Here is a 24,385-nt window from a genome sequence, read left to right on the forward strand (position 1 = left end):
GCTCAACGAACTGTAAAGTTTTCCTTCTATAAACAATAGTGATAAAAGCAATAGATTGAGGCTTTGTAAGCCATTTCAATACCAAACTAGCTATAACTTTCAATGACGCGATCGCCTAGTTAATTTTCTTTACATTCCTTTACAAATAGACTGTTGCAAAAATTTTAAGTTTTGTTGATTTGTAACGAAATAATAAGTTGTACATTGTGTAATGTTTTATTAAAAATCAAAGTAGATGTAGGGCAAACTGCCTTCAGGAGCAAATAACCAAACAGCGTAGAAACATAGGGGGACGAAGACAAGCTTAAGGGGCCAGTTCAACTCTAACTTTAGTATTCGGTTGAAGGTATAGACTACAGCCATAAGGGCAGCTAAAGCTACAAGTACCCAAGCGAGTTGGTATTGGCTCATATTTAAGGCATCCACATAAACCTTTTGAGCAAACTGGGCGTCAGCCGGATAACCCCAAAGATGCCGAATTACCAAAGAAGAGTCTTGGAGGTTAGGTAAGCGGAACCAAATCCAAGAGGTAAAAACCATCAGTTGAGTTAATAACCAAGCGACAAAGATACCCAGAGGATTTTGCCAGAATTGTTCTAAATTTTCAAAGCGATCGCTAATAGTATCTGTAAGTCGATGAACCACCAAGGCTAGCCCGTGGAATATGCCCCAAACTACATAACCCAAGGCAGCACCGTGCCAGATACCAGCGATTAGCATCACAATAAATAAATTGCAGCAGGTACGGACTAAACCTCGACGGGAACCACCCAAAGGAAAGTAGACATAGTTACGTAGCCAATCTCCTAGAGTGATATGCCAGCGCCGCCAAAATTCTGAAATATTGGTGCTGAAATAGGGAAAATCGAAATTCTCAGGTAGAACTAAGCCGAAAAGCAAAGCACTACCACGGGCAATATCTACGTAACCGTTGAAATCTAGATATAACTGCAAACCGTAGGCGAATGTAGCTAACCACAAATCGGTACTACCCGCCCGTTGTAGGTTACCAAAACATAAATCGACGAAAATACCAAGGTGATCTGCAAAAATACCTTTTTTGACTGCGCCTCTAGCAATTAACCACAGCGCCTGGGCGACTCTATCGCTATTGGGTAAGTCTAGTGTATTGAATTGATTTGCTAAGTTGTGGTAGCGCGTAATCGGGCCTGAAATCAGTTTGACGAAGAATAATTTGTAGGTGGCAAATTTAAGAAACTGCTCAGTAGCAGGGGCACCGCGATAAACATCTATTAAATAGGCAATGCATTCAAAGGTAAAAAATGAAATACCCAAGGGTGCAATCAATTTAAAAGAGCTATCTGGTGAGTTTGTTTCCACATGAAAAACAAACTTTAATAAAGGGGTAAAATACTTATAACCTAATAACAGTAAAACATTTAGAATTATCCCTATCCACAAAAGTTTTAGGCGACGGCGATTCCAGTCACCTTGGGCAAATTGCCACTCTTCATTAGAAATTTGCCAGTCGAGAGAATGTTTTCCTGGCGAGGTATTTTTACCAATCTCTAGCCCAACACGGAAATTAATATACGTCAATGCTAATAGTAATGGTATGTACTGGATGTGCAAAGATGCGTAGAAAACTAAACTGGCAATTAGCAACGTCCACAATCGGAGTTTCTGTTGTGCTAAAGACCAATAAATTCCTAACACACTCAACAAGAACAGTCCATAAAAAACTGATATAAAGTTCATTTTTTAGTCATTTGTCATTTGTCATTTGTCATTGGGCATGGGGCATGGGGCATTGGGCATTGGGCATTGGGCATTGGGTAATATCCTCCCCTGCTCCCCCTGCTTCCCCTGCTCCCCCTGCTCCCTCATCCCCACTCTCCTACTTCACTGGCCAGGGAATCATCGGATCGTTAGCCAATTTTTTCGAGACTTCGTATGCTCCAAAGCGGTTGAGATGGCTGGGATCAGAAAAGTAGTCATTTGCTTTTGGCCACTGTTGGCTCAAATCTCGATAAATAAAGTTGGGGTTAGTAGCTAGACGCAACATATATTCCTGAAATTCTTGCTCATGTTGTTTACGCACTGGATCTAAATAATCTCCTGTGAGAGGCATGTTGACAAACACTAAGGAAATTTTCTGAGACTGGGTAAACTGAAGCACTTCTTGAAAGGCAGCATCTTGCTGTCCTTCTATTTTGAAAAATTTATAGTCGTTGTCGTAATTTCCGGGAACTCTAGAATGTTTTTGATAGTATCTAGCAGGATTGAAGCGAATAGACAAAGGTAGAAAGCCATCAAAATCAACTGCTTGCTGGGAAGTACTTTCATCTGAAGTACCGTCTGTTAGCTGTCTTTGTGAGCCAACTGTCTGATTGCGACCAATTATAAGCAGTTGTTTTTGCAGTACACTTTTTATTTGGTCACGGTTTTGATAGCTAGTAGAAAGAGATGCTAGAGCCTGATTTAACGATTGATTAACAGCTTCATAGGCGCTAATTTCCGGTTTTTCTTCTTTTATCTTTTCTTCTCCCGAATTTACCTGATTTTCGGGCAAATCGCTGCTATTGGCAGTTGTTGGGGCTTTTTGGAATGCTTGTTTATAACCAGCCGATGCCGCGATGGATTTAAAGGTAATATCCTCGCGTCCACCGTTGAAAGCACGGGCCCCATCTGCCCAGAGAATTATTTTAGGCAGTTCTGATGGTTCCAGTACGTGGCGAATCACAAAGTCTACAACTTGTGCGGTAGCACCGTTGATCCCAAAGTTAAACACGTCAATATTTGGATAGCCTTGAGTCGCTAAAGCTTTAGAAAGTGCTGCTGGATCTATTCCTCTTAGGGCGCGGGAGGAGCCAATAATCAACACATCTGGAGCATTACCAGTTGTAGCCAAACGCTGTTTATACAATGCTAGTTGTTCGTCTAACTGCCTAACATTGAAACTTGGCATCTGCGATCGCGCTGCTAAAAGAATAGCGGTAGCGGTTGCTTTTTCCTTCAGTGGTGCGGCTGCCAAATTATTTGTCGGGGTATCATCAGTTTGGGTAAACTCAGAAGCATTAAATACAGAACTCTGATTTGGAGAAGATTTTGTTTTGGAAGTGCTGGTAAAAAATGTCGTTTTCTCTCTCTGAGTTTTTCCAGATGTCAAAGATGCCTTTTGTCCAGAAGATGATGAAGGCAAGACACTGGCTACTTTTGGCGAAGGTGTAGTACTTGCAATAATTTGACCCAACACCCAATCAGTTTGAAGGGTAAGTAATAATCCCAGTGTCCCCCAAACTAAAGCAACCTTAAGTCCTTGAACATCACGGCTTTGTTCTGCTGACTGGTCGCTTTCGGTAAATAGCTGGCTTTGTAACAGGAATTTTTTCGCGGTTGTACTCGCCGTTGCTATCCAATCTCGCGCAACTTCTGTCACAAAACTTTGAACTTCTTCTGTCGTTAAGTCGGGGCGCAAAATTGGCTCACTAGTCTCAGAGGTTACCAGATCGTTAACGTATTTAGAAGTAGCAGCAAATTCTGGGGTTGCTTCTGGTACTAAACGTTGGCGATGCTCAATATCAACGCCATAATGCCAAAAAGGTTCTTTATTCCCAGCTCGGCGACCGTAGACACGTACCCCCATAATACCGGGAATTTTTAACTGGCGGATAAACTGCGTAACTTTACTTGCCACTTGTTGACGCCCTGGACAAACAGGTGCATCACACATAATGTGCAATAAATCATTTTTGTTCAGTAGAAGTACGCGAACTCCACCTGTCAATAGACGCCAATCCAGGTCAGGATTGAGTAAACGCTCCAGTAAAAATATGATGGCTGGTTCATCGCCAGTATTCGCCAAATCTAGCGGTGATGTGGCAAAGGCGGGATATTTTGTAGCAGGTAAAGCTACCCAATCAATCCAAGTTGGTTCATTGTCGCCTGCTTTTTGTCCGTATATGGTGGCGGCGAGAATGCCTTGGGGTGCGATCGCTTCTAGTTGGGGTAAAATCGCCTCTAAGCACACTTCCTTGTCGGGGATTGGCGCAGTTCCTAAAGGATCAAAAGCTGGGCTACAAAAGATATGTAGCGTTGATTCTTTCAGAAAAGCTTGGACAGCAACTTTTAACCCTGACAATACCTCAGTTAATAATCGCGCGATCGCTTGTATATCCCCCCAACGCGCCCACTCCTTCAGCATTACCTCTGGTGGCGTCAAATCCACCCGCAGCAGCCAATCAGGGGCAGTTTCGCCGCTCACCTGGGAAACAATTACTGCATCTTGGTAGCCGGAAAGCTTGAGATAACGCAACTTCTGTGCTATAGGTTCAGCAAGCAATGATGCATCAGGGCTATAGCTCGACTGGCAAAATATCCACAGGCGATTTTCTTCTGGCTGAGAGTTCTTTGGCTTATATGGCTTAATTTTTGCCTGTACTGATACACCTAACGTACTCAAAGTTTCGCTCAGATATCGAGCGATCGCTTCTGGGTTGCCTTGGCGTGCCAAACTTTCGTTAGAGACAATCAGTGCCCCAGCCGATTGTTTTGATTTTTCCGAATCTTCTAGCAGCGCTTGCTCTACCTGCTCCAGATGCTTATCTATTTGATTCAAGTAAACCCGATGGCACCAATTGGGGCGCTGTTCCCCTTTTCTTCGGCCATAGACAAATACTTGATATATTGAAGGTTGTTCGTTACTTGTGAGAATATCCAAGTCTGTCTGCTGTAGTGCTTGCAGCAAGTCAGACAAAGTATGCCAACGCTGCGGACATTCTGTACCTTCACAAAGAATATGAAGGTTATTTCCCCGTAACCGGACTTTCACCCCGAAAGTGTTGATCCCTGTTGCTTGGCTTACCCACTGCACTAAGGATTGCTGGCGATCTGGTAATACTGTTTTCATGCTCAGTTAATTTTACAAGAAGCGATTGTTGGGGTATAGTGCCTGCACTTGTAAACTAGAACCATAGGTCTACCACACTTTGACGGTTTTTTTTAACAATTTTGTTACCTTCGTAGATCATAAAATCGGCCAAGATAGTCTTGTACAGGTTGCAAGTCTGACTAATGTTGAGTTTTGCGTTTATTTTACTAATAGGGAGTCAGAATTCAGAAGTTAGGAGCCAGGAGTCAGAATAATTCTATATGACTGGCTGATCACTTGTCGTTTAAAGCTTGATTCGCGTAACGCCCCTGATGGGCGAAACAAACAACAAGCTTATCCCATTTCAACTCCATGCTTTTATTGTTGGAGTCATCTTAACTTCTAACTCTTAATTCCTGTACAGACGCGATTAATCGCGTCTCTACTCTTAATTCCTGTACAGACGCGATTAATCGCGTCTCTACTCTTAATTCCTGTACAGACGCGATTAATCGCGTCTCTACTCTTAATTCCTGTACAGACGCGATTAATCTCTACTCATATTCCCATAACCAAGAATTAGCAATGCCTCCTGCCAACCAACAACCCTCAACTAACCCCGCATCCAATCTGGATTTCTTTAGCATTCCCCAATCTTTCCTTTTACAAATAGGTACAGCGTCTATATTACTGCTGCTCATTACCGGAAAAACTACAGTAAGAGCATTAGAAGCCATAGGGGAAGCCAGTGAAGAATTATTGCGAGGCGATCGCCTACCCAACCTCGACTTCCCAGAGGATCACGAAACTAATCAAACTTAGAAAATATACACCAAATAATTATTTGCTCAGGAACAACCTGGTGAGCATTAAGTGCGAAACCTAGAAGCGTAAACACTAATTAGCTTTACAAGAATAGAGAATATGGGTTCCCTTTTATACTCTTCGTCTCAAACTGCTGATATATACCCGGTGTCGGAATTATTTTTGCGTCATCGTCTCCAGGTAGTGGAAGAATTGTGGGAGTCAGTTCTCCGGCAAGAATGCGGTCAAAACATGGTAGACTTGTTGCGGCAGTTGCGCGATTTGTGTTCCCCAGAAGGACAAGCAACAAACGACCAAGCATCCTCAGCCGTAAAATTGATTGAACAACTAAATATCAACGAAGCAATTCGCGCGGCTCGTGCTTTCGCTCTGTATTTTCAGTTGATTAACATCATAGAGCAGGAATACGAACAACGGCAGCAATTGAGTCGCTATGAGGTAGAAACAGAGCCTACAGATGCAGAAATAGCATCCAATGTCAACTATTCTTCTAATCAAAGAGAAGATGACGCGCCTGTTAGCAGGGGAATAGCAGCAGAGTTGCTCAGAAAGAATTATCTAGAAAAAGCGCAAGTCAAACCAAAAGGTACTTTTGCTGCTTTGTTTCCCTATTTATTCAAACTGAATGTACCACCCCAGCAAATTCAACGTTTAATTGCACATCTGGATGTGCGCTTAGTTTTCACAGCGCACCCGACGGAAATTGTTCGTCATACCATCCGGGATAAGCAGCGCCAGGTGGTACAACTTTTGCAAAAACTGGATGCCTTGGAAAACCATTCTGGTGCTACATCTGGGGGATATGCTTGGGAAGCAGCAGATGTCCGCGAACAATTGCTCGAAGAAATTCGCCTCTGGTGGCGTACAGACGAACTTCACCAGTTCAAACCCACCGTGCTAGATGAAGTAGATTATGCTCTACACTACTTCCAAGAAGTTTTATTTGATGGCATTCCTCAACTTTATAAACGTTTCAAACACACCCTATCTAATACCTTTCCTTGGCTAGAACCACCGAGTAAAAACTTTTGCTCTTTCGGTTCCTGGGTAGGCTCGGATAGGGATGGGAACCCATCAGTCACACCAGAAATTACCTGGAAAACAGCTTGCTATCAGCGCAAAATGGTACTAGGGAGATATATTCAGTCAGTGAAAAATCTGATTGAATTATTGAGTGTGTCGATGCACTGGAGTGATGTCTTACCAGATTTACTGGAATCTCTAGAGTTAGATCAGTCCCAGTTGAGTGAGGTATATGACGCACTGGCGCTGCGTTATCGACAAGAACCCTATCGGCTCAAACTGGCTTATGTGCTGAAACGGCTAGAAAATACTCGCGATCGCAATTTAGCTTTGTACAATCGGGAAACGCCAAAAAATCAAGATAGCCCCCTGTATCGTTCGGGAGCCGATTTTTTAGCAGAACTGCGGATGATTCAGCGCAACTTAACAGAAACAGGTTTAAGCTGTCGAGAATTAGAAAATCTGATCTGTCAGGTAGAAATTTTTGGTTTTAACTTGACACAGCTAGATATTCGCCAAGAATCATCTCGCCATGCCGATGCGCTCAATGAGATACTGGAATACCTGCAAATATTACCTCAACCTTACAACGAACTATCTGAGGAGGAAAGAGTCGCTTGGCTCACAGGAGAACTGCAAACCCGAAGGCCATTAATTCCGGCAGAATTGCCATTTTCGGAAAAAACCAACGATGTGATTGAAACCTTTCGCGTCGTGCGATCGCTCCAACAAGAATTTGGTCTAAATATCTGCCAAACTTACATTATCAGCATGTGCCGCGACGTGAGCGACGTGCTGGAAGTATTGCTTTTAGCCAAAGAAGCCAGACTTTTTGACCCCGCCATTGCTGTCGGAACAATTCAAGTTGTCCCCTTATTTGAAACAGTAGAAGACTTACAACGCTCCAGAAGCGTCATGCGGAAACTGTTTGAACTCCCCTTATATCGCGCTTTATTAGCCGGCGGTTACGAACAGACAAAAACAGAAAGTGTTGTGGATGAAAATTCATCCCCCCCTGCCTCCCCTGCCTCCCCTGCCCCCCCTGCTTCTTCCTCCTCCTCCCCCCTCTCCCCAAACTTACAAGAAGTGATGCTGGGGTATTCTGATAGCAACAAAGACTCTGGGTTTTTAAGCAGCAACTGGGAAATTCATAAAGCCCAAAAATCACTGCAACAAATAGCAGAAAACTACGATATAAATTTGCGGATTTTTCACGGACGCGGCGGTTCTGTAGGACGGGGTGGCGGCCCTGCTTACGAGGCGATTTTGGCTCAACCGGGTCATAGTATCAATGGGCGAATCAAGATTACCGAACAAGGAGAAGTTTTGGCTTCTAAATACTCCTTGTTGGACTTGGCATTGTACCACATGGAAACCATTACCACTGCTGTGATTCAAGCTAGCCTGCTGCGGACAGGGTTTGATGATATTGAACCCTGGAATGAGATTATGGAAGAATTAGCAGTGCGATCGCGTCAACATTATCGTGCTTTAATCTACGAACAGCCTGATTTTGTTGACTTCTTCCACGAAGTAACTCCAATTGAAGAAATTAGCCAGTTGCAAATTAGTTCCCGTCCAGCCCGCCGTCCATCTGGTAAGAAAGATTTAAGTAGTCTGCGAGCTATTCCTTGGGTATTTAGCTGGACACAAACCCGCTTTTTACTTCCTTCCTGGTACGGCGTTGGCACAGCTTTACAAGAATTCTTGAACGAAGAACCAGAAGAACACTTGAAATTGCTACGCTACTTTTACGTTAAATGGCCGTTCTTCAAGATGGTGATTTCTAAGGCTGAGATGACCTTGGCAAAAGTAGATATGCAAATGGCACATCACTACGTCCAGGAATTATCAAAACCAGAAGATCAACTTCGTTTTGCCAAAGTTTTTGACCAAATTGCTAGTGAGTTCTATCTCACAAGAGATTTGGTATTAAAAATCACCGATCACAATCGACTCTTAGATGGTGATCCTGTCTTACAACGATCTGTGCAGTTACGCAATGGCACAATTGTACCCTTGGGATTTATCCAAGTTTCACTGCTCAAGCGTCTACGGCAGTCCCTAAATACTACTGCTACTTCTGGAGTCATTCACTCTCGTTACAGCAAAGGCGAGTTACTGCGAGGAGCATTGTTAACTATTAATGGGATTGCTGCGGGGATGAGAAATACAGGTTGATTGAGAATGGGGAATGGGGAATGGGGAATGGGGAGTGGGGAGTGGGGAATGGGGGATGAGGGAGCAGGGGGAGCAGGGGAAGAAATTGACCAATGCCCAATGCCCAATGACAAATGACAAATGACTAATGACTAATGACTAATGACTAATGACTAAAAATAGAATTTTAATTTGCACTTTTTTGGCGCTATCAGCAGGTTTTTTTGGTGCTTACACCAGTGGGCAAATTACCATAATGCTCCATAGCCAAAAGTGCCAAAACCAACCTTGGGGTTTCAAGGAAATGTGCAACGCTTGGATGACACCAGGAGCAATATGGCAAGGTAGCACAACAGGACTATGGACAGGCACTATCTTAGGGGCTTTTGTTGGTGGTTTGGTGACGCGACAAGCTCGTGATTAGTCTAGCGTGAGTTCGATGAACCTCTCCCTGCCTTGAACTAAAGTTCAAGTCTGTCCCTCTCCGAGTCGGAGAGGGACGGTTTTGCGTAGTAAAACCAGGGAGAGGTTTTTTTGCGATCATTTAGACTTAATCAAGATAGATTTCTCGCGCAAAGAATTGCAAAAAAGCCAGTAGGCAGGTTTGGTGTCAACAAGGCTGGTAAAATCTACCCATAACGAAGAAGAGTAAATCACCATGCCTACCGAAACTAACCCAGGAAATCAAACTACCACAGGTGCTGATGCTATTGATGAAGCGATCGCACAAGGAATTGATTTTGATGGTTCTCCCATTCCACCTGCCAAGCTAGAGCTTTATGGTAAAGTTATGGCGCTAGAAGGCAATAGACAGCGCAGTGGCGTATCTAATACTATGCGATCGCGCATTGTGCGAATTGGCGCAAAACACATTCCCCAAGCAGAACTCGACCAATTACTTGTTGATGCTGGTTTCGCACCCCTAAAAGAAAAAGAAATTGCCTTCTTTTATAGTGGTAAATAATTGTTAATGTTTTACAACAGTTTTCATTTATTTGAACCAAATATGTTGTAGGGGCACAGCATTGCTGTGCCCTCAATTCTTTATCTCACACATCCCAAATTGCCATCGGTATTTTGGCTTCTTCAGTAATTTCCTGATCGGCTTGAAAAGTGTATCTTCAGCAAGATATTGTCAACTTTCTCTTGTGTTTGAATTGGCAGATGGCTATATGTGCGATCGCTCTTAGCAAAAACCGCAGAAGCGGCATCACGCGGCGAGTTTGAGCCTTTCAAAACCTCATCAATTTTCGATAGCACTGCCCAAAATCCAGATTGGCTGGGAGAGGAACCACAGCGCCTCCAGCAATTGATGTCAGCGTGATGCTTTGTTAATGTTGTCTGTGGAGAAAGTTCACACGATAATCCAACAGTAAAGCATTTTGCGATTTAGTAATTGCATCCCCACGTTATCTAATGCAACCTCCTGCAATGGCATTGTTTCGACTAACAATGCGATTGTTTCGGCTGACAATGCGATTGTTTCGACTAACAATGCGATTGTTCCGGCTGACAATGCGATTGTTTCGTTGCGATCGCAAGTTAATTAACTGAACAGCGATCGCTAACTTTCCTCTAAGCGCGATGTCTAACGACAAGCCCCTACGTGTCTACGGTCATGCCCAAAATTTGTGAATTGTTTAATTCGCTCCTTAATTACCAGCAAAAAACCTTTACTCAAAATTCAATCTATCAAAATAGTGAATTCATTTACTAACTAATGACGCAAAAACTTCTATCTAGGGAACGATATGGCAAATAAGCTAAATGAAGTAAAAATAGTATACTAAGTCACATGAGATTGTATTCTATGAAATTGAATTATGTTACAAAACAGCTTTCTACGGTAAAACGCTGGATGGCTACAGCAGTGTTTTGTATGTTAGCGATCGCTTTCGTTTGGCAAGGTGCATTTTTATCGAACACTTCAGCAATGGCTGCTCCTACTGCAACCTTGATCGCATCAACAGACGCAGGGGATAAAGTTCAAGAAAAAACCAGTAAAGATGCTGGACGAGCCAAAAATTTCATCGAAGATACGAAAGATAAAGTTAAGGAAGCTGCCAAGAGCAACGCCAGTAAAGTTGATCAAGCAACAGACAATGGCAGTTTTGTTGAGCGCAAAGCAAAGAGAGATGCGGCTACAATTCAAAAAAGAGCAGACGAAGATGCCGCTCGGACTAAAGAAGCAGTAGACAACACAAAGAATGCTGTTGAGCGCACTGTTGATAGCATCAAGGATGCTTTTGGTAAATAGTAATCCTATTTGATTTCGTTCAAATCGAAAGGCTTAGATTCCCGACTTTTGTAAGAAGTTGGGAATCTTGCTGTTTACAAATAATCTAAGAAAGTCTAAATTTATTGCACAGATTAATTTATAAACTTTGTGCTGTGATTCTAATCGGCATGTTATTCGCTAGTTATCTCAGAAGTAACACAAAATTTTCTAATTAATTTAGAAAGATTATTTTACTAAAGAAATACTGAGTTTAGCTAAAGCGAGTGATCTAGTTAAGGAACTTCCGCAAACTGCTGCTGTAACACTTGTTTTTTATACGAACTAAAAACTATCTTTAAGTAGCATCACTTATTGACAAATGTGCTGCGACTTTAGCTGATTTCAACCTAGTTTGGACTAATTGTTAAGGGGTAACAAATTTTTCACCATTATCAATTACGAAGTTATACTTTCCGCTACAACTTAGTAACAATAATAAGAGTCTGATTATGTGAACAACCCGACCGTGGGAAAATCAAAATACCGAAAACCTGAAGTTAGAGAGGAAAACCCTATAATATGCATCTGAGCGAAATCACCCATCCTAATCAGTTGCACGGTTTATCTGTTCGCCAACTACAACAGATTGCCCGTCAGATTCGAGATAAGCATCTCCAAACCGTAGCAGTTAATGGTGGACACTTGGGGCCAGGGTTGGGTGTTGTAGAATTAACACTAGGACTTTACCAGACACTGGACTTAGATCGGGATAAAGTGATTTGGGATGTTGGACACCAGGCTTATCCCCACAAACTGCTTACAGGACGCTACGATCGCTTCCACACCCTCAGACAAAAAGACGGAGTTGCAGGTTATCTCAAACTCTGTGAAAACAAGTTTGATCACTTTGGGGCTGGACATGCTTCTACAAGTATTTCAGCAGCATTGGGCATGGCTTTAGCGCGAGACTTAAAAGGAGAAAAATTTAAAGCCGTTGCTGTGATTGGGGATGGGGCGCTGACTGGGGGTATGGCTTTAGAAGCCATCAACCATGCCGGACACTTGCCGAAAACTAACCTGCTGGTTGTTCTCAACGACAACGACATGTCTATATCTCGTAACGTCGGCGCGATTCCCCGCTATCTGAACAAAATGCGCCTCAGCCAGCCGGTGCAATTTATTAAAGATAATCTTGAAGAACAATTTAAGCAAATTCCCTTCGTGGGTGAATCCCTGTCTCCCGAACTAGGACGCATCAAAGAAGGTATGAAACGCTTGGCTGTTCCCAAGGTAGGTGCAGTTTTTGAAGAACTCGGCTTTACCTATATTGGGCCAGTCGATGGGCATAATCTCGAAGAATTGATTGCCACCTTCCAACAGGCACATCAAATACCAGGCCCAGTTTTGGTACATGTATCAACAGTCAAAGGCAAAGGTTATGAAATTGCCGAACTAGATCAAGTTGGCTACCACGCCCAAAGCCCCTTCAACGTCGCAACTGGCAAAGCTATTCCTTCCAGTAAACCCAAACCTCCGGCTTATGCCAAAGTCTTTTCTCACACTCTGGTGAAACTTGCCGAACAAAACCCGAAAATCGTTGGGATTACTGCGGCGATGGCAACGGGGACAGGCTTAGATAAACTTCAAGCCAAACTGCCCAATCAATATATTGATGTCGGTATTGCTGAACAACACGCAATCACCCTAGCAGCAGGACTTGCAACTCAAGGGATGCGCCCCGTAGCCGCCATTTATTCTACTTTCCTGCAACGCGCTTATGACCAGATAATTCACGATGTCTGCATCCAAAACCTACCAGTATTCTTCTGTTTGGATAGGGCAGGAATTGTCGGATCTGATGGCCCCACCCACCAAGGTATGTATGACATCGCTTATCTGCGTTGCATTCCCAACATGGCAATAATGGCACCCAAAGACGAAGCAGAACTGCAAAGCATGGTAGTAACTGGCGTTAACCATACCAGTGGCCCGATCGCTATGCGCTATCCTCGCGGCAATGGCTACGGTGTCCCCCTGATGGAAGAAGGTTGGGAACCCTTGGAAATCGGCAAAGGAGAAATTCTGCGTACAGGCGATGACGTGTTAATCGTCGGCTATGGCACAATGGTTTATCCAGGAATGCAAGCTGCGGAAATTCTCAGCGAACACGGCATTGAAGCAACTGTAATCAATGCGCGTTTTGTTAAGCCTTTGGATACCGAGTTGATTTTACCTTTAGCTAAGAAAATCGGCCGCGTTATCACCTTAGAAGAAGGCTGTGTCATGGGTGGCTTTGGTAGTGCGATCGCTGAAGCTTTACTAGATGCAGATATTCTCGTTCCTGTCAAGCGATTCGGTGTTCCAGATGTGTTAGTAGACCATGCTGAACCCAATGAATCTAAGACAGAATTAGGTTTAACTAGTCATCAAATAGCAGAGAGAGTGTTGCAAGCTTTCTTTAAACAGCAAGTATCGGCTGTGGTTTAGTTAATTCAAGGATATTTAATTGAAAATACACCCCATTAACCTAATGATGGGGTGTATTTTTCAACAAGTATTAATAATATCATGTTCGCTTGATTACTTATTAAATCCGAAGAACCCCACCCCGCCAAAGCTACGCTTTGTCTCCCCTCCCCGCTTGCGGGGAGGGGAGTAAGGGGCGGGGTGCAATAACTGTAAGAATCATAACTAATTATGCGGACATGATATTATATCATGTTCGCTTGATTACTTATTAAACCCGAAGAACCCCACCCCGCCAAAGCTATGCTTTGTCTCCCCTCCCCGCAAGCGGGGAGGGGTTGGGGGTGGGGTGCAATGACTGTGGGAATCATAACTAATTATGCGGACATGATATAACTAGATTATTTCAGCTATAACAAAGATTTTCGCTTTCATCAAGGTGTATTAAAGTAAAAAATATTGCCTATCCACTAATTATCTTTTTTTATGACACCTTCCACAAACCAAGTTTATCCCGTTATTTGGCACAATGACTCAGTGTCACTAATTGACCAAACTCGCTTACCCAATGAATATACATTCGTAGAAATTCACCGCAGTGAAGATATGGCGCGGGCGATTAAAACCATGATTGTGCGAGGTGCGCCTGCAATTGGTGTGGCTGCGGGGTATGGAATGTATCTTGGCGCAAGAGAAATTGAAACAAGCGATCGCCACGAATTTTTGCAACACTTAGATAAAGTAGCCCAGCTGTTGCGTTCTACTCGTCCAACGGCGGTGAATTTATTTTGGGCAATTAGCCGGATGATGAAAGCCGCCTACGAAACGCTGGGAACGGTAGAAGAGATTAAGCAAACCCTTTTCCAAACAGCCCAAGCAATCAACGCTGAAGATTTGCAAACCTGTCAGGCGATCGGCGACAATGGTTTAGCAGTCTTGCCCAATACCCCAGAAAAGCTGAGGCTGCTTACTCACTGTAACGCTGGAGCATTAGCTACTGCTGGTTATGGCACTGCTTTAGGTGTTGTGCGTTCTGCTTGGAGGGAAGGACGTTTAGAACGTTTATTTGCCGACGAAACCCGTCCCCGTTTGCAAGGCGCAAAACTCACCACTTGGGAATGTGTGCAAGAAGGTATTCCAGTTACATTAATTACTGATAATATGGCAGCCCATTGCATGAAACAGGGTTTGATTCATGCTGTAGTTGTGGGTGCTGATCGAATTGCTGCTAATGGCGACACTGCTAACAAAATTGGTACATATAGTGTTGCGATCGCAGCTAAAGCACATAATATCCCCTTCTTTGTCGCTGCGCCCCTTTCCACAGTTGATTTTGAATTAGCCGATGGCAGCAAAATTCCCATTGAAGAACGCGAACCAACAGAAATCTATCAAGTTGGCGATACTATTCTCACACCTGCGGGTGTAGATTTTTACAACCCAGCTTTTGATGTTACTCCAGCTGAGTTGATTACAGCCATCATTACAGAGAATGGAGCGATCGCGCCTGATAAATTAGCGAAATCACAGTTAAAGCAATTACCGATTGGGTTAAATCCGAATTAATGGAGAACTTGCGCCGAGTTCTCGATAACTCTAAATCCGAATAATATCATGTCCGCATAAATAGTTACGCTAACCACAGTCATTACACCCCACCCCCAACCCCTAAGAGCTTGCGGGGAGGGGAGACAAAGCATAGCTTTGGCGGGGTGGGGTTCTTCGGGTTTCATAAGTAATCAAGCGGACATGATATAACGGAAACTTGATAGGGGATTGCCCCAAAAAAATCTCCGACTTTTTAGAAAAGCCGGGGACTTTGTTTTTTGACTACTTTAAAATTTGACGGATCAAAATTTATCAGCAATTTTTTCAATAATTTTATCTAAACTTCATATTTGGACTAAATTCAATAAGCAAAATCCGCAATTACTTTCTCAAAATAAGCTTTTACTTTCTCAAACCCCAGTTTGTTTTCTCATTTTGGTGTTTTCCGCAAGTAAAAGAAGCTTTTGCTTTCTCAAACCCCAGTTTACTTTCTCATTTTGGTGTTTTCCGCAAGTAAAAGAAGCTTTGACTTACTCAAAAGAAGCTTTGACTTTCTCATTTTGGTATTTTCCGCAAGTAAAATCAGCTTTGACTTACTCAAACCCCAGTTTGCTTTCTGATTTTGGTGTTTTTTGCAAATAAAATGCCATTTCGCTTTTTTAAAATGGTTGATTTATCAGAGGATGTCTGAGAAGTATTAAATATTTGTCGATCCCCCCTAACCCCCCTTAAAAAAGTTACGGTGTACACACAAGTCTTACCGCAGCCATATCTTTATTAATAAATCTCGCACTGCGTTTCTATTCCGCCTCGGAATGAATTCCGAGTCTCATAGCTGAAGTCCACTAAGCGTGGACTAAATGATCAATTCAGTCCACTTGAGTGGACTTTAGCTATCAGCCCTGAACTTCAATTCTGGGCGGGATATCGGTGAGCGTGACAGTTTCACTCTGACAAAAATGTGGGTAGAGGACGACTTGTGTATACACGGTAGCTTAAAAAAGGGGGGATAAGAGTCTTAAAGTCCCCCAATTTATCGGGGAGCCAGTGCGGTCTTGGGGGTTTCCCCCATGAGCAACTGGCGTGGATTTAGGGGGATCTCCAAGGGCTAGGTGTATACAAAAAAACTTTTCATATGATGTCCGGGTAATTAACCATAATAACCGGAACCCCACCCCGCAAAAGCTGCGCTTTAGCTCCCCTAAGAGCTTGCGGGGAGGGGTTGGGGGTGGGGTTCTTTTATTATGGGTGATTTGGCGGACATGATATCAGACATCCTTTCAGAATTAGCGCCTTTGAGAATCTGTTTCTGGATTACTTAAGAATCCCCATCCGCCCATGCGGTGGGGAGTATCAATTGACTAATTAACCCTAATAGACTTAACCAAAATGCTGAATAATTGCCTCAGCAAATTCAGAACATTTTAAAGGTTCAACTGGCGGTTCCAGCAACCGCGCTAAATCGTAGGTGACTTGACTACTCGCGATCGCATCACTTAAACCTTTCTTAACTAAGTCTGCGGCTTCTTGCCAACCCATAAATTCCAGCATCATCACACCAGACAAAATCACTGAACCAGGATTAATCCGATCTAATCCGGCGTGTTTGGGTGCAGTGCCGTGGGTAGCTTCAAATATGGCACTAGAATCACCAATATTTGCCCCTGGCCCCATTCCCAATCCCCCAACAATCGCAGCAGCCGCATCAGACAAGTAATCGCCGTTCAAATTCATCGTCGCCAAAATCGAATACTCATCCGGTCTAGTTTGGATTTGTTGAAAAATACTGTCAGCAATCCGGTCATTCACCAAAACTTTCTCTTTCCATTTGCCATCACCGTGGGTTGCCCAAATTGTGTTAATAACAGTTTCAACTTCCTTGACAATTTGCGCTTTCTTGTCTGGAGTGAGACTATCAAACCCAGGATCAATCTGGCGGGCGTTTTCTTCCAAAGAAATATTCGGATTTTTTTCCTTATTACTCAAAATCCAAGATTCCCGTTCCGTGACAGTACAGGCGCGAAATTCACTAGTTGCTAGTTCATAACCCCAATCGCGGAAAGCCCCTTCGGTGTACTTCATGATGTTGCCCTTATGCACCAAAGTCACTTGTTGCTTGTGTTTGGGCAATAGCAAGGCGTGTTTGATGGCACGTCTGACTAGGCGTTGGGAACCAGTTTTGCTGATGGGTTTGATGCCAATACCAGAATCAAGAGGAATTCGTTTTTTCCCATGTTCTGGGGTGGCGGGGATCAGTTCTTCATTGAGAATTTTAATTAAGCGATCGCCAATTTCGCTACCTTGTCGCCACTCAATGCCTAAATAAATATCTTCCGTATTCTCCCGATAAACAATTACATCCAGCTTTTCGGGATTTTTGTGAGGGGAGGGCGTACCTGCATAGTAACGGCAAGGACGCACGCAGGCATACAAGTCAAAAATTTGTCGTAGTGCCACATTTAAAGAACGAATTCCCCCCCCAACGGGAGTAGTCAAAGGCCCTTTAATAGCTACACCATATTCTTCAATTGCCGTTAGAGTGTCTTGAGGTAAATACTGATAAGTACCGTATAAATCACAAGCTTCGTCCCCAGCGTAAACCTTGAACCAACTAATTTGACGCTGACCCTTGTATGCTTTGGCTACCGCAGCATCTAGCACCTTTTGGGTAGCAGGCCAGATGTCTATACCTGTACCATCGCCACGAATAAAGGGGATAATTGGATTGTCCGGTACGATTGGTTCACCATTTTTGAAGGTGATTTTTGCTCCGGCTGCGGGGGGGGTAATCTTTTCGTACATACTTCACACACTCCTAATCGATACGCTGCTATTCAAAAAACCTTATGTGGCAGGCTTGTATATTTTGCTGTGTTTTTTGTTCACCAAGCCATAAGGCGCAGATTTTCCCCCTACTCCCCTTGTACCTTATTTGGGGATTAAGTGTGGGATTCAGTGAAGCGATCGCAATTTTGTACGATCAAAAATAGTAAACTACTTTTCGCTATCAATGCTTCACCTTAGAGAAGCCCAATAGCTTACCGCTCTTTCACTGATCGCTAAAACGAGAATGGCATGACAGACCCAATGATTTTATCAGGCCCTGCTAATGACATCGACTCCCTCCGACGACCGTTAATCGCTGGGTCTGAAAAAGTCCAACAGCAGATAATCCCACAATTAGCTGAGTTGGGTAATGAGGGATTAGACGTGTTGATGGAATTTTTACTGAAACGACGTGAGAACCCAGCTACTTGGGTTGATGGCAAAGCTTACCAAGTCCTCTACAACTCTGATGCACCTCAAGCCAAAGAATTTCTGCGCTCCTCTTTTCCTGAAGGAATTGTACCTCTAAAATCAGAGTGCGGGATTAACTACAATTCTTTGCAACAGCTACTAGCTGTTCAAGACTTCCAAGCAGCCGATCGCGTCACCATAGAAAAAATGTGTGAACTATCAGGGCCAACGGCTGTACAACGAAAATGGTTGTACTTTACTGAGGTAGAAAATACCTCGGCTGTTGACTTGCAAACCATTAACAACCTTTGGTTAGTCCACTCCGAAGGTAAATTTGGCTTTTCAGTGCAGCGAGAAATCTGGTTAAGTTTGGGTAAAAACTGGGAGAATTTCTGGCCGAAAATTGGCTGGAAAGCAGGTAATAACTGGACGCGATACCCTAACGAGTTTACCTGGGATTTGAGTGCGCCTAGAGGTCACTTACCCCTCTCTAATCAACTCCGGGGGGTACGAGTCTTTGCTTCTTTACTCTCTCACCCTGCTTGGTCGAAGAATCCAGAAAAATGATTTTGAGCCTACGTACAAATAGATTATGATCAATCCCACCAACCGAGAGTTCTACGTCATTATTGAACGGGATGAAGATGGCTACTATGTCGGAGAAGTACCTCAGCTACAAGCCTGTTACAGTCAAGGAGAAACAATTGATGAGTTGATGGCTAACATGAAAGAAGTAATTGAACTTTGTTTAGAAACAACAAGTGATGAAGAAATACCAGAATTTATAAGTATTCAAAAGGTAGTGATTTAATAATTTCATGAAGTTTGAGTGGGACGAAAACAAAGCGGCAATAAATCTTTTAAAACATCAGGTTTCCTTTGAAGAAGCCAAAACTGTTTTCGATGATCCGCTCTATGTTGACTTCTATGATCCAGACCACTCTGATGATGAGGAGCGTTACCTTATTATTGGAGAGTCAAATCGGGGACGCTTACTAATCATGTCGTATACAGAGAGAGGAAATTCGATTCGTCTCATTAGTGCAAGAGAAGTAACACGATCCGAGCGAGAAGCCTATGAAGAAGGGTAAGCCAGAAATGGAAGACGATCTGCGATCAGAGTATGACTTAAAGAGTTTAAGGGTCAGAAAGTTCGGCCCTGAACGAAAAAGCTTTGGGAAGACAACAATTCGTTTAGAAGCGGATGTTGCAGAGGTTTTTCCCAATGCTGATGCCGTCAATGAGGCTCTAAGATTTCTGATTAGAGTTGTGCAGAACGACCAAGTTTCTGCACTTGCAAAGCAGCCTCACAGTTCCTCGGAGGGGGCGGATCAAACCTCCTAGTGCTTAGTTGGAAGTGCCGCAGATCCCAAACTGAAAATATCAAATCAGATAATGGCAAACGTTCGTCTAGAAGATATTAAACGTAGATTCAATAACGTCACCGCTATTGAAGATATTACCTTTGAAATTCCTGATGGCGAGTTTTGGGTTTTAGTCGGGCCGTCGGGTTGTGGTAAGTCTACAATTTTGCGAACGATCGCTGGTTTAGAAACCGCTACATCTGGCAAACTCTATATTGGCGATCGCTTGGTGAATAATATCCCAGCCAGACAACGGGATGTGGCGATGGTGTTCCAAAACTACGCTCTCTATCCTCACATGAGTGTGGCGCAAAACATCGGCTTTGGCTTGCAAATGCGAAAGGTTGACTCGAAAATCATTCAAGAACGGGTGATGAATGTGGCGCGATCGCTTTCTCTGGATCATTTGCTGGATCGCAAGCCGAAACAACTTTCCGGGGGACAGCAACAACGAGTAGCATTAGGGAGAGCGATCGCTCGTGAACCCCAAGTGTTTTTACTTGATGAACCTTTATCTAATTTAGATGCCCAATTGCGCGATGATACAAGGGCAGAATTGAAACAGCTACATCAAGAATTAGGCATTACAACAATTTACGTCACCCACGATCAAGTTGAAGCGATGACTTTGGCTGATAAAATTGTCGTGCTAAATCACGGACGGATTCAACAAATTGGCGATCCCCAAACTATTTATGCAAGTCCTGCTAATCAGATGGTGGCAACTTTTTTAGGCAGTCCGCCAATGAATATTTTGCCTGCAATCTATGAAAATAACGGTTTTGATGTAAGTGGACAGTTATTAGCAATTCCAGCAGTTGTGAAAGAAAAATTGCAGTTGCGTCAAGGACATAGTTATGAATTGGGGATTCGTCCAGAGCATATTTTTATTAACGTAGACGCTTCGGCTTGCCGCAGGCTACCGCCAACCCGCCAAGAAGTAAATGAGAGTCAGCTGATTGTGGAAGTTAAGGTGGTGGAACCTTTGGGAAGGGAAACTTTGATTCGTGCTGGTTTACCTGGTTCGCCGGTGGTGTTGAATATTCAGGTGGGCGGGGATGTGCGTCCGCGTCCAGGCGATCGCCTTTCTCTACAACTTGATTTAAATCAATTGTTTGTATTTGATCCCAAAACAGGGGACAGAATTTTATAAAGAGTTTCTTCAACTGCCAGAAATAATTGCAAATTCCCAATTTTTTGTAGCCAGAATCTAAGAAAATAAAAACTGCAATAGAGACTTAATGGATTCCCTGCAAAAACTTATATGACTATTAATCGACGCCATTTCTTGTTTTTACTCACAGCAGGTGCGGGTGCTTTTGCATTAGATGCTTGTGCATTAGCAGAGAAATCTCCTGACGGAAACGCTGCAACACCAAATACAACAGCAAATACAACAGCAAATACAACAGGGGCTATTCAACTGCCGCCTTTACCTTACGCCTACGAAGCACTGGAACCACACATCGATGCCAAAACGATGCAATTTCACCACGATAAGCACCATGCAACTTATGTAAAAAACCTGAATGCAGCGTTAGCTAAACATCCAGAACTCAAAGGTAAAAGCGTTGAAGAACTGTTGCAGAAACTTGACAATGTACCACAAGATATTCGCAATACAGTACGCAATAATGGCGGTGGTCATGTGAACCACTCAATGTTCTGGCAAATTATGAAGCCGAAGGGTGGGGGAGAACCAACAGGAAATATAGCCTCCGCGATTAATCAAAATTTTGCCTCTTTTGCAGCTTTCAAAAAACAGTTTAACGAAGCTGGTGCTGGTCGTTTTGGTAGTGGTTGGGTTTGGCTAGTGCGTAACAAAGGTGGCAAGTTGGAAGTGACAACTACAGCTAACCAAGATAGTCCCTTAAGTGCAGGTAAATATCCTATCTTGGGTAATGACGTATGGGAACATGCATATTATCTCAATTACCAGAATCGCCGCGCCGATTATTTAGATGCTTGGTGGAACGTGGTTAATTGGGATGAGATTAACAAGCGGTTTGCAGCAGCAACTAAATTTGCCTGAAACCAGACAATATTTTAGAGTTATAGGCGCTTAAAAACTGGCAACAGAAACAATATTCTGCTGCCAGTTTTTCAGATGTGATAAGCTAATCGTCATTCATTTTTTCAAAATGATTTACTTGTATAGGACTATGATTTGATTTCTGAAAAAGCTCGCCCTCAACTCGAAAAGCCTGATTCCATATTCCCGTTCGGCTACGCTCACGGCAAGCCTACTCTTTGCCTATCGCGCTTGCGCTGCGCTTCGCGCACCACGTAGATAATTTAAAAAATAAAATATGATTCCTATAGTAAGCAAAACCACTGCGTTGCATAGAGTTGTCTAAGAGGAAGTCTCTGCTCAGAACTCCTCCCATTGTAGGAAGTGGCGTTACACCTATCGTGCTAAATTACTTATGACACAATACGCTTGGGTTAAGGCTAAAACTCTTTGTCAAAGTCAATTTTTTTTAGGAACCACAGAGACGCTGAGGGCACTGAGAGAAGAAATAAATGCTTAACTGAACTGTATTGACTTATGACAAGTAAAAGCTATATAAGATTAAAATTTAAGATTTTATCATGACAACGCATAAAGCTTAAAATCATTTATTCAAATGTCCAATTTCAATAAAAACACTCTTGAGTCATTTTGATTATAAGGAGGATATTCTCATGAAGATTGGTTCCAAATTATTCATGCTTGCTTTAACTGTTCCATTATTTCTTGGAATTTTAAATTTTAAAGTACAAGCTCAAGTTACTACTATAAAATTGGGTGTAGCTGGTGATATTCCCGTTCCCGGCAATTATGATAAGGATGGTAGAGCTGATTTTGCAGTATGGCGACCAAGTAATGGTACTTGGTATGTAATTAACAGTTCTACAGGTCAAGCAGTTACTAGAGAATGGGGTGTAGATGGCGATATTCCCGTTCTCGGCGATTATGATGGTGATAGGATAACTGATTTTGCAGTATGGCGACCAAGTAATGGTACTTGGTATGTAATTAACAGTTCTACAGGTCTAACAGTTACTAGAAAATTGGGCGTAAATGGCGATATTCCTGTTCCGGGCAGTTATGATAATGATGGGAAAACTGATTTTGCAGTATGGCGACCAAGTAATGGTACTTGGTATGTAATTAACAGTTCTACAGGTCTAACAGTTACTAGAAAATGGGGTGTAAATGGCGATATTCCCGTTCTCGCCGATTATGATTATGATAGTAGAACTGATTTTGCACTATGGCGACCCAGTAATGGTACTTGGTATGTAATTAATAGTTATACGCGTCAAGTAGTTATTAGAAAATTGGGCGTAAATGGTGATGTTCCTGCCCCTGGTAAATATGATGAGGATACTAGAGCTGATTTTGCAGTATGGCGACCAAGTAATGGTACTTGGTATGTAATTAACAGTTCTACAGGTCAAGTAGTTACTAGAAAACTGGGCGTAAATGGTGATATTCCTGTCCCTGCCATTTATAATTTCTCTATTAAAAGTGACTTCGCAGTATGGCGACCGAGTAATGGCACTTGGTATATTCTGAGGAATTAGGGCTAATATTTTGTCTAGTTACAGCAGAAATCATATATTTGAACCACATCTTTCGTAAGGGCACAGCATTGCTCATTGGTGTCAACTTAAGTCAGAGAGCTTCATTCCACAGTCATTTTACCCCACACGCTATCCGGCTCCACGCAGGTGAACCCCAAGACCGCACTGGCTCCCCTTAATCCCCTCCCCGTGAACGGGGAGGGGAGATTTTGTCGTTAGACAAAAGCGGGGTGGGGTTCCGACGGCTTAATTAGTGGCTTAATTAGTAATTGAGTGGACTTGATATAACGTCATTGCAAGGGTTTTACGTTAAGTTGACACCTATGAGCAAAGCTTAGCCCTTATCGCGTGGTCTATTTACCTGAAAGTAGCTGTAATTTCCTCGAAACACCCCTCAAAGCGGTTTTTGGGTAGGTACACCAATAGCACGGGGAAACTGAATTGGTGTAGTGGCTACCTTACGCAAATAGACACAGTGCCGGATGCTGTGACTCAGGGGTGTTGTAAATTGTTCGATTGATTCAATCACGCCACCTAACTGCTTCACAGCATTCTGCAAAGCAGTTGTTTCATCCTCTGTCCAATTACCGCGATAAATTATGGCTAAACCTCCCTGTTTGAGCAGTGGTAAGGTATATTCTGCACAAACAGAGGCTGCCCCTACAGCACGAATCAACGCAATATCGTAAGCTAGTCGATGCTGCGGGTGATGGCCGATTTCTTCAACCCTACCAATAAGAGTTTTGGCATTGGTAAGGGCAAGTTCAGTTAATATATTGTCGATAAAAGTAATTTTTTTCCGAGTGGAATCCAGAAGAGTAATTGTGCAATTAGGTACAGTAATTGTCACTGGAATACCTGGAAAACCCGCACCTGTACCAATATCGATGAGAGCAGGGGAAGCAGGGGAAGCAGGGGAGAAATTTGCTGAGAAAAGAGGTGCAATTCCTCGCAGAGAATCCCAGAGATGTTTTTCCCAAAACTCTTGGGGATCAGTGATCCGAGTTAAATTGAGTTGGCGATTACCTTCTAGGATTAACTCATAAAGCCTTTGGAATTGCGCTTGCTGTTGGACAGTTGGTTGCCAATTGAGAGTTTGCTGCCAGATTTCTGCCATTTCAGGCAATAGGTTTGTCATTAGTC

The 24,385-nt window shown here is 43.1% G+C and carries 22 protein-coding genes; 16 read left to right on the forward strand and 6 right to left on the reverse strand.

Annotated elements, in window-relative coordinates; translation table 11 throughout:
* Nucleotides 1–219: 219 nt before the first annotated feature.
* The 3 genes from LC586_RS11790 to LC586_RS11800 are packed head-to-tail and all read right to left on the reverse strand — an operon-like array spanning nucleotide 220 to nucleotide 4,870.
* A complete protein-coding gene (locus LC586_RS11790) occupies nucleotides 220–1,719 on the reverse strand; it encodes an MBOAT family O-acyltransferase (protein WP_229484720.1) in 1,500 nt (499 codons plus the stop codon).
* A gap of 21 nt (nucleotides 1,720–1,740) precedes the next feature.
* On the reverse strand, nucleotides 1,741–1,848 hold the full coding sequence (locus tag LC586_RS11795; protein ID WP_229484721.1) for a histidine kinase: 108 nt from the start codon (nucleotides 1,846–1,848) through the stop codon (nucleotides 1,741–1,743).
* A gap of 10 nt (nucleotides 1,849–1,858) precedes the next feature.
* Nucleotides 1,859–4,870: a DUF1574 domain-containing protein gene (locus LC586_RS11800; protein WP_229484722.1), complete on the reverse strand. Its 3,012-nt coding sequence runs from the start codon at nucleotides 4,868–4,870 to the stop codon at nucleotides 1,859–1,861.
* Nucleotides 4,871–5,416: 546 nt separating this feature from the next.
* Here LC586_RS11800 and LC586_RS11805 point away from each other — a divergent pair.
* The 5 genes from LC586_RS11805 to LC586_RS11825 all read left to right on the forward strand — a co-directional run bounded on the left by LC586_RS11805 (nucleotide 5,417) and on the right by LC586_RS11825 (nucleotide 10,163).
* Nucleotides 5,417–5,653, forward strand: coding sequence for a hypothetical protein (locus LC586_RS11805; RefSeq protein WP_229473292.1), 237 nt, complete (start codon nucleotides 5,417–5,419; stop codon nucleotides 5,651–5,653).
* Between the two features lie 102 nt (nucleotides 5,654–5,755).
* Nucleotides 5,756–8,860, forward strand: coding sequence for a phosphoenolpyruvate carboxylase (locus LC586_RS11810; RefSeq protein WP_229484723.1), 3,105 nt, complete (start codon nucleotides 5,756–5,758; stop codon nucleotides 8,858–8,860).
* Between the two features lie 148 nt (nucleotides 8,861–9,008).
* Nucleotides 9,009–9,263, forward strand: coding sequence for a hypothetical protein (locus tag LC586_RS11815; RefSeq protein WP_229484724.1), 255 nt, complete (start codon nucleotides 9,009–9,011; stop codon nucleotides 9,261–9,263).
* A 234-nt stretch (nucleotides 9,264–9,497) separates the two neighbouring features.
* A complete protein-coding gene (locus tag LC586_RS11820) occupies nucleotides 9,498–9,803 on the forward strand; it encodes a small RNA NsiR4-regulated ssr1528 family protein (RefSeq protein ID WP_100898458.1) in 306 nt (101 codons plus the stop codon).
* A 210-nt stretch (nucleotides 9,804–10,013) separates the two neighbouring features.
* Nucleotides 10,014–10,163, forward strand: a complete 150-nt coding sequence (locus tag LC586_RS11825; RefSeq protein ID WP_229484725.1) for a hypothetical protein — start codon at nucleotides 10,014–10,016, stop codon at nucleotides 10,161–10,163.
* 85 nt (nucleotides 10,164–10,248) lie between these two features.
* Here LC586_RS11825 and LC586_RS11830 read toward each other — a convergent pair whose 3' ends face one another.
* Nucleotides 10,249–10,437: a hypothetical protein gene (locus LC586_RS11830; protein WP_229484726.1), complete on the reverse strand. Its 189-nt coding sequence runs from the start codon at nucleotides 10,435–10,437 to the stop codon at nucleotides 10,249–10,251.
* A 212-nt stretch (nucleotides 10,438–10,649) separates the two neighbouring features.
* Here LC586_RS11830 and LC586_RS11835 point away from each other — a divergent pair, with 212 nt between their 5' ends.
* The 4 genes from LC586_RS11835 (at nucleotide 10,650) to LC586_RS11850 (ending at nucleotide 15,713) form a co-directional block, all read left to right on the forward strand.
* Nucleotides 10,650–11,096: a hypothetical protein gene (locus LC586_RS11835; RefSeq protein ID WP_229484727.1), complete on the forward strand. Its 447-nt coding sequence runs from the start codon at nucleotides 10,650–10,652 to the stop codon at nucleotides 11,094–11,096.
* A gap of 540 nt (nucleotides 11,097–11,636) precedes the next feature.
* Nucleotides 11,637–13,544, forward strand: coding sequence for a 1-deoxy-D-xylulose-5-phosphate synthase (dxs, locus tag LC586_RS11840; protein ID WP_229484728.1), 1,908 nt, complete (start codon nucleotides 11,637–11,639; stop codon nucleotides 13,542–13,544).
* A 465-nt stretch (nucleotides 13,545–14,009) separates the two neighbouring features.
* Nucleotides 14,010–15,089 carry an S-methyl-5-thioribose-1-phosphate isomerase gene (gene mtnA, locus LC586_RS11845; protein WP_229484729.1) on the forward strand — a complete coding sequence of 360 codons (1,080 nt, stop codon included), beginning with the start codon at nucleotides 14,010–14,012 and terminating at the stop codon, nucleotides 15,087–15,089.
* A 276-nt stretch (nucleotides 15,090–15,365) separates the two neighbouring features.
* Nucleotides 15,366–15,713: a hypothetical protein gene (locus tag LC586_RS11850; protein ID WP_229484730.1), complete on the forward strand. Its 348-nt coding sequence runs from the start codon at nucleotides 15,366–15,368 to the stop codon at nucleotides 15,711–15,713.
* Between the two features lie 738 nt (nucleotides 15,714–16,451).
* Here the strand turns inward: LC586_RS11850 and LC586_RS11855 are convergent.
* Nucleotides 16,452–17,873: an NADP-dependent isocitrate dehydrogenase gene (locus tag LC586_RS11855; protein ID WP_229484731.1), complete on the reverse strand. Its 1,422-nt coding sequence runs from the start codon at nucleotides 17,871–17,873 to the stop codon at nucleotides 16,452–16,454.
* A 273-nt stretch (nucleotides 17,874–18,146) separates the two neighbouring features.
* Here LC586_RS11855 and LC586_RS11860 point away from each other — a divergent pair, with 273 nt between their 5' ends.
* The 7 genes from LC586_RS11860 (at nucleotide 18,147) to LC586_RS11890 (ending at nucleotide 23,242) form a co-directional block, all read left to right on the forward strand.
* The gene (locus LC586_RS11860; protein ID WP_229484732.1) at nucleotides 18,147–18,875 is read left to right on the forward strand and encodes a GUN4 domain-containing protein; all 729 of its coding nucleotides are present in this window, start codon (nucleotides 18,147–18,149) and stop codon (nucleotides 18,873–18,875) included.
* A 25-nt stretch (nucleotides 18,876–18,900) separates the two neighbouring features.
* Nucleotides 18,901–19,119, forward strand: a complete 219-nt coding sequence (locus tag LC586_RS11865; RefSeq protein WP_229484733.1) for a type II toxin-antitoxin system HicB family antitoxin — start codon at nucleotides 18,901–18,903, stop codon at nucleotides 19,117–19,119.
* Between the two features lie 7 nt (nucleotides 19,120–19,126).
* On the forward strand, nucleotides 19,127–19,399 hold the full coding sequence (locus LC586_RS11870; RefSeq protein WP_229484734.1) for a BrnT family toxin: 273 nt from the start codon (nucleotides 19,127–19,129) through the stop codon (nucleotides 19,397–19,399).
* Nucleotides 19,386–19,652, forward strand: a complete 267-nt coding sequence (locus tag LC586_RS11875) for a hypothetical protein (RefSeq protein ID WP_229484735.1) — start codon at nucleotides 19,386–19,388, stop codon at nucleotides 19,650–19,652. The genes LC586_RS11870 and LC586_RS11875 overlap by 14 nt, the downstream gene beginning before the upstream one ends.
* Before the next feature lie 51 nt (nucleotides 19,653–19,703).
* On the forward strand, nucleotides 19,704–20,825 hold the full coding sequence (locus LC586_RS11880) for an ABC transporter ATP-binding protein (RefSeq protein ID WP_229484736.1): 1,122 nt from the start codon (nucleotides 19,704–19,706) through the stop codon (nucleotides 20,823–20,825).
* Nucleotides 20,826–20,936: 111 nt separating this feature from the next.
* Nucleotides 20,937–21,704: a superoxide dismutase gene (locus LC586_RS11885; RefSeq protein ID WP_229484737.1), complete on the forward strand. Its 768-nt coding sequence runs from the start codon at nucleotides 20,937–20,939 to the stop codon at nucleotides 21,702–21,704.
* Nucleotides 21,705–22,357: 653 nt separating this feature from the next.
* The gene (locus LC586_RS11890; RefSeq protein ID WP_229484738.1) at nucleotides 22,358–23,242 is read left to right on the forward strand and encodes a PspC-like choline-binding domain-containing protein; all 885 of its coding nucleotides are present in this window, start codon (nucleotides 22,358–22,360) and stop codon (nucleotides 23,240–23,242) included.
* Between the two features lie 394 nt (nucleotides 23,243–23,636).
* Here LC586_RS11890 and rsmG read toward each other — a convergent pair whose 3' ends face one another.
* Nucleotides 23,637–24,380 carry a 16S rRNA (guanine(527)-N(7))-methyltransferase RsmG gene (rsmG, locus tag LC586_RS11895; protein ID WP_229484739.1) on the reverse strand — a complete coding sequence of 248 codons (744 nt, stop codon included), beginning with the start codon at nucleotides 24,378–24,380 and terminating at the stop codon, nucleotides 23,637–23,639.
* Between the last annotated feature and the right edge of the window lie 5 nt (nucleotides 24,381–24,385).

It is taken from the genome of Nostoc favosum CHAB5714 (assembly GCF_020829495.1).
Lineage (GTDB): Bacteria > Cyanobacteriota > Cyanobacteriia > Cyanobacteriales > Nostocaceae > Nostoc > Nostoc favosum.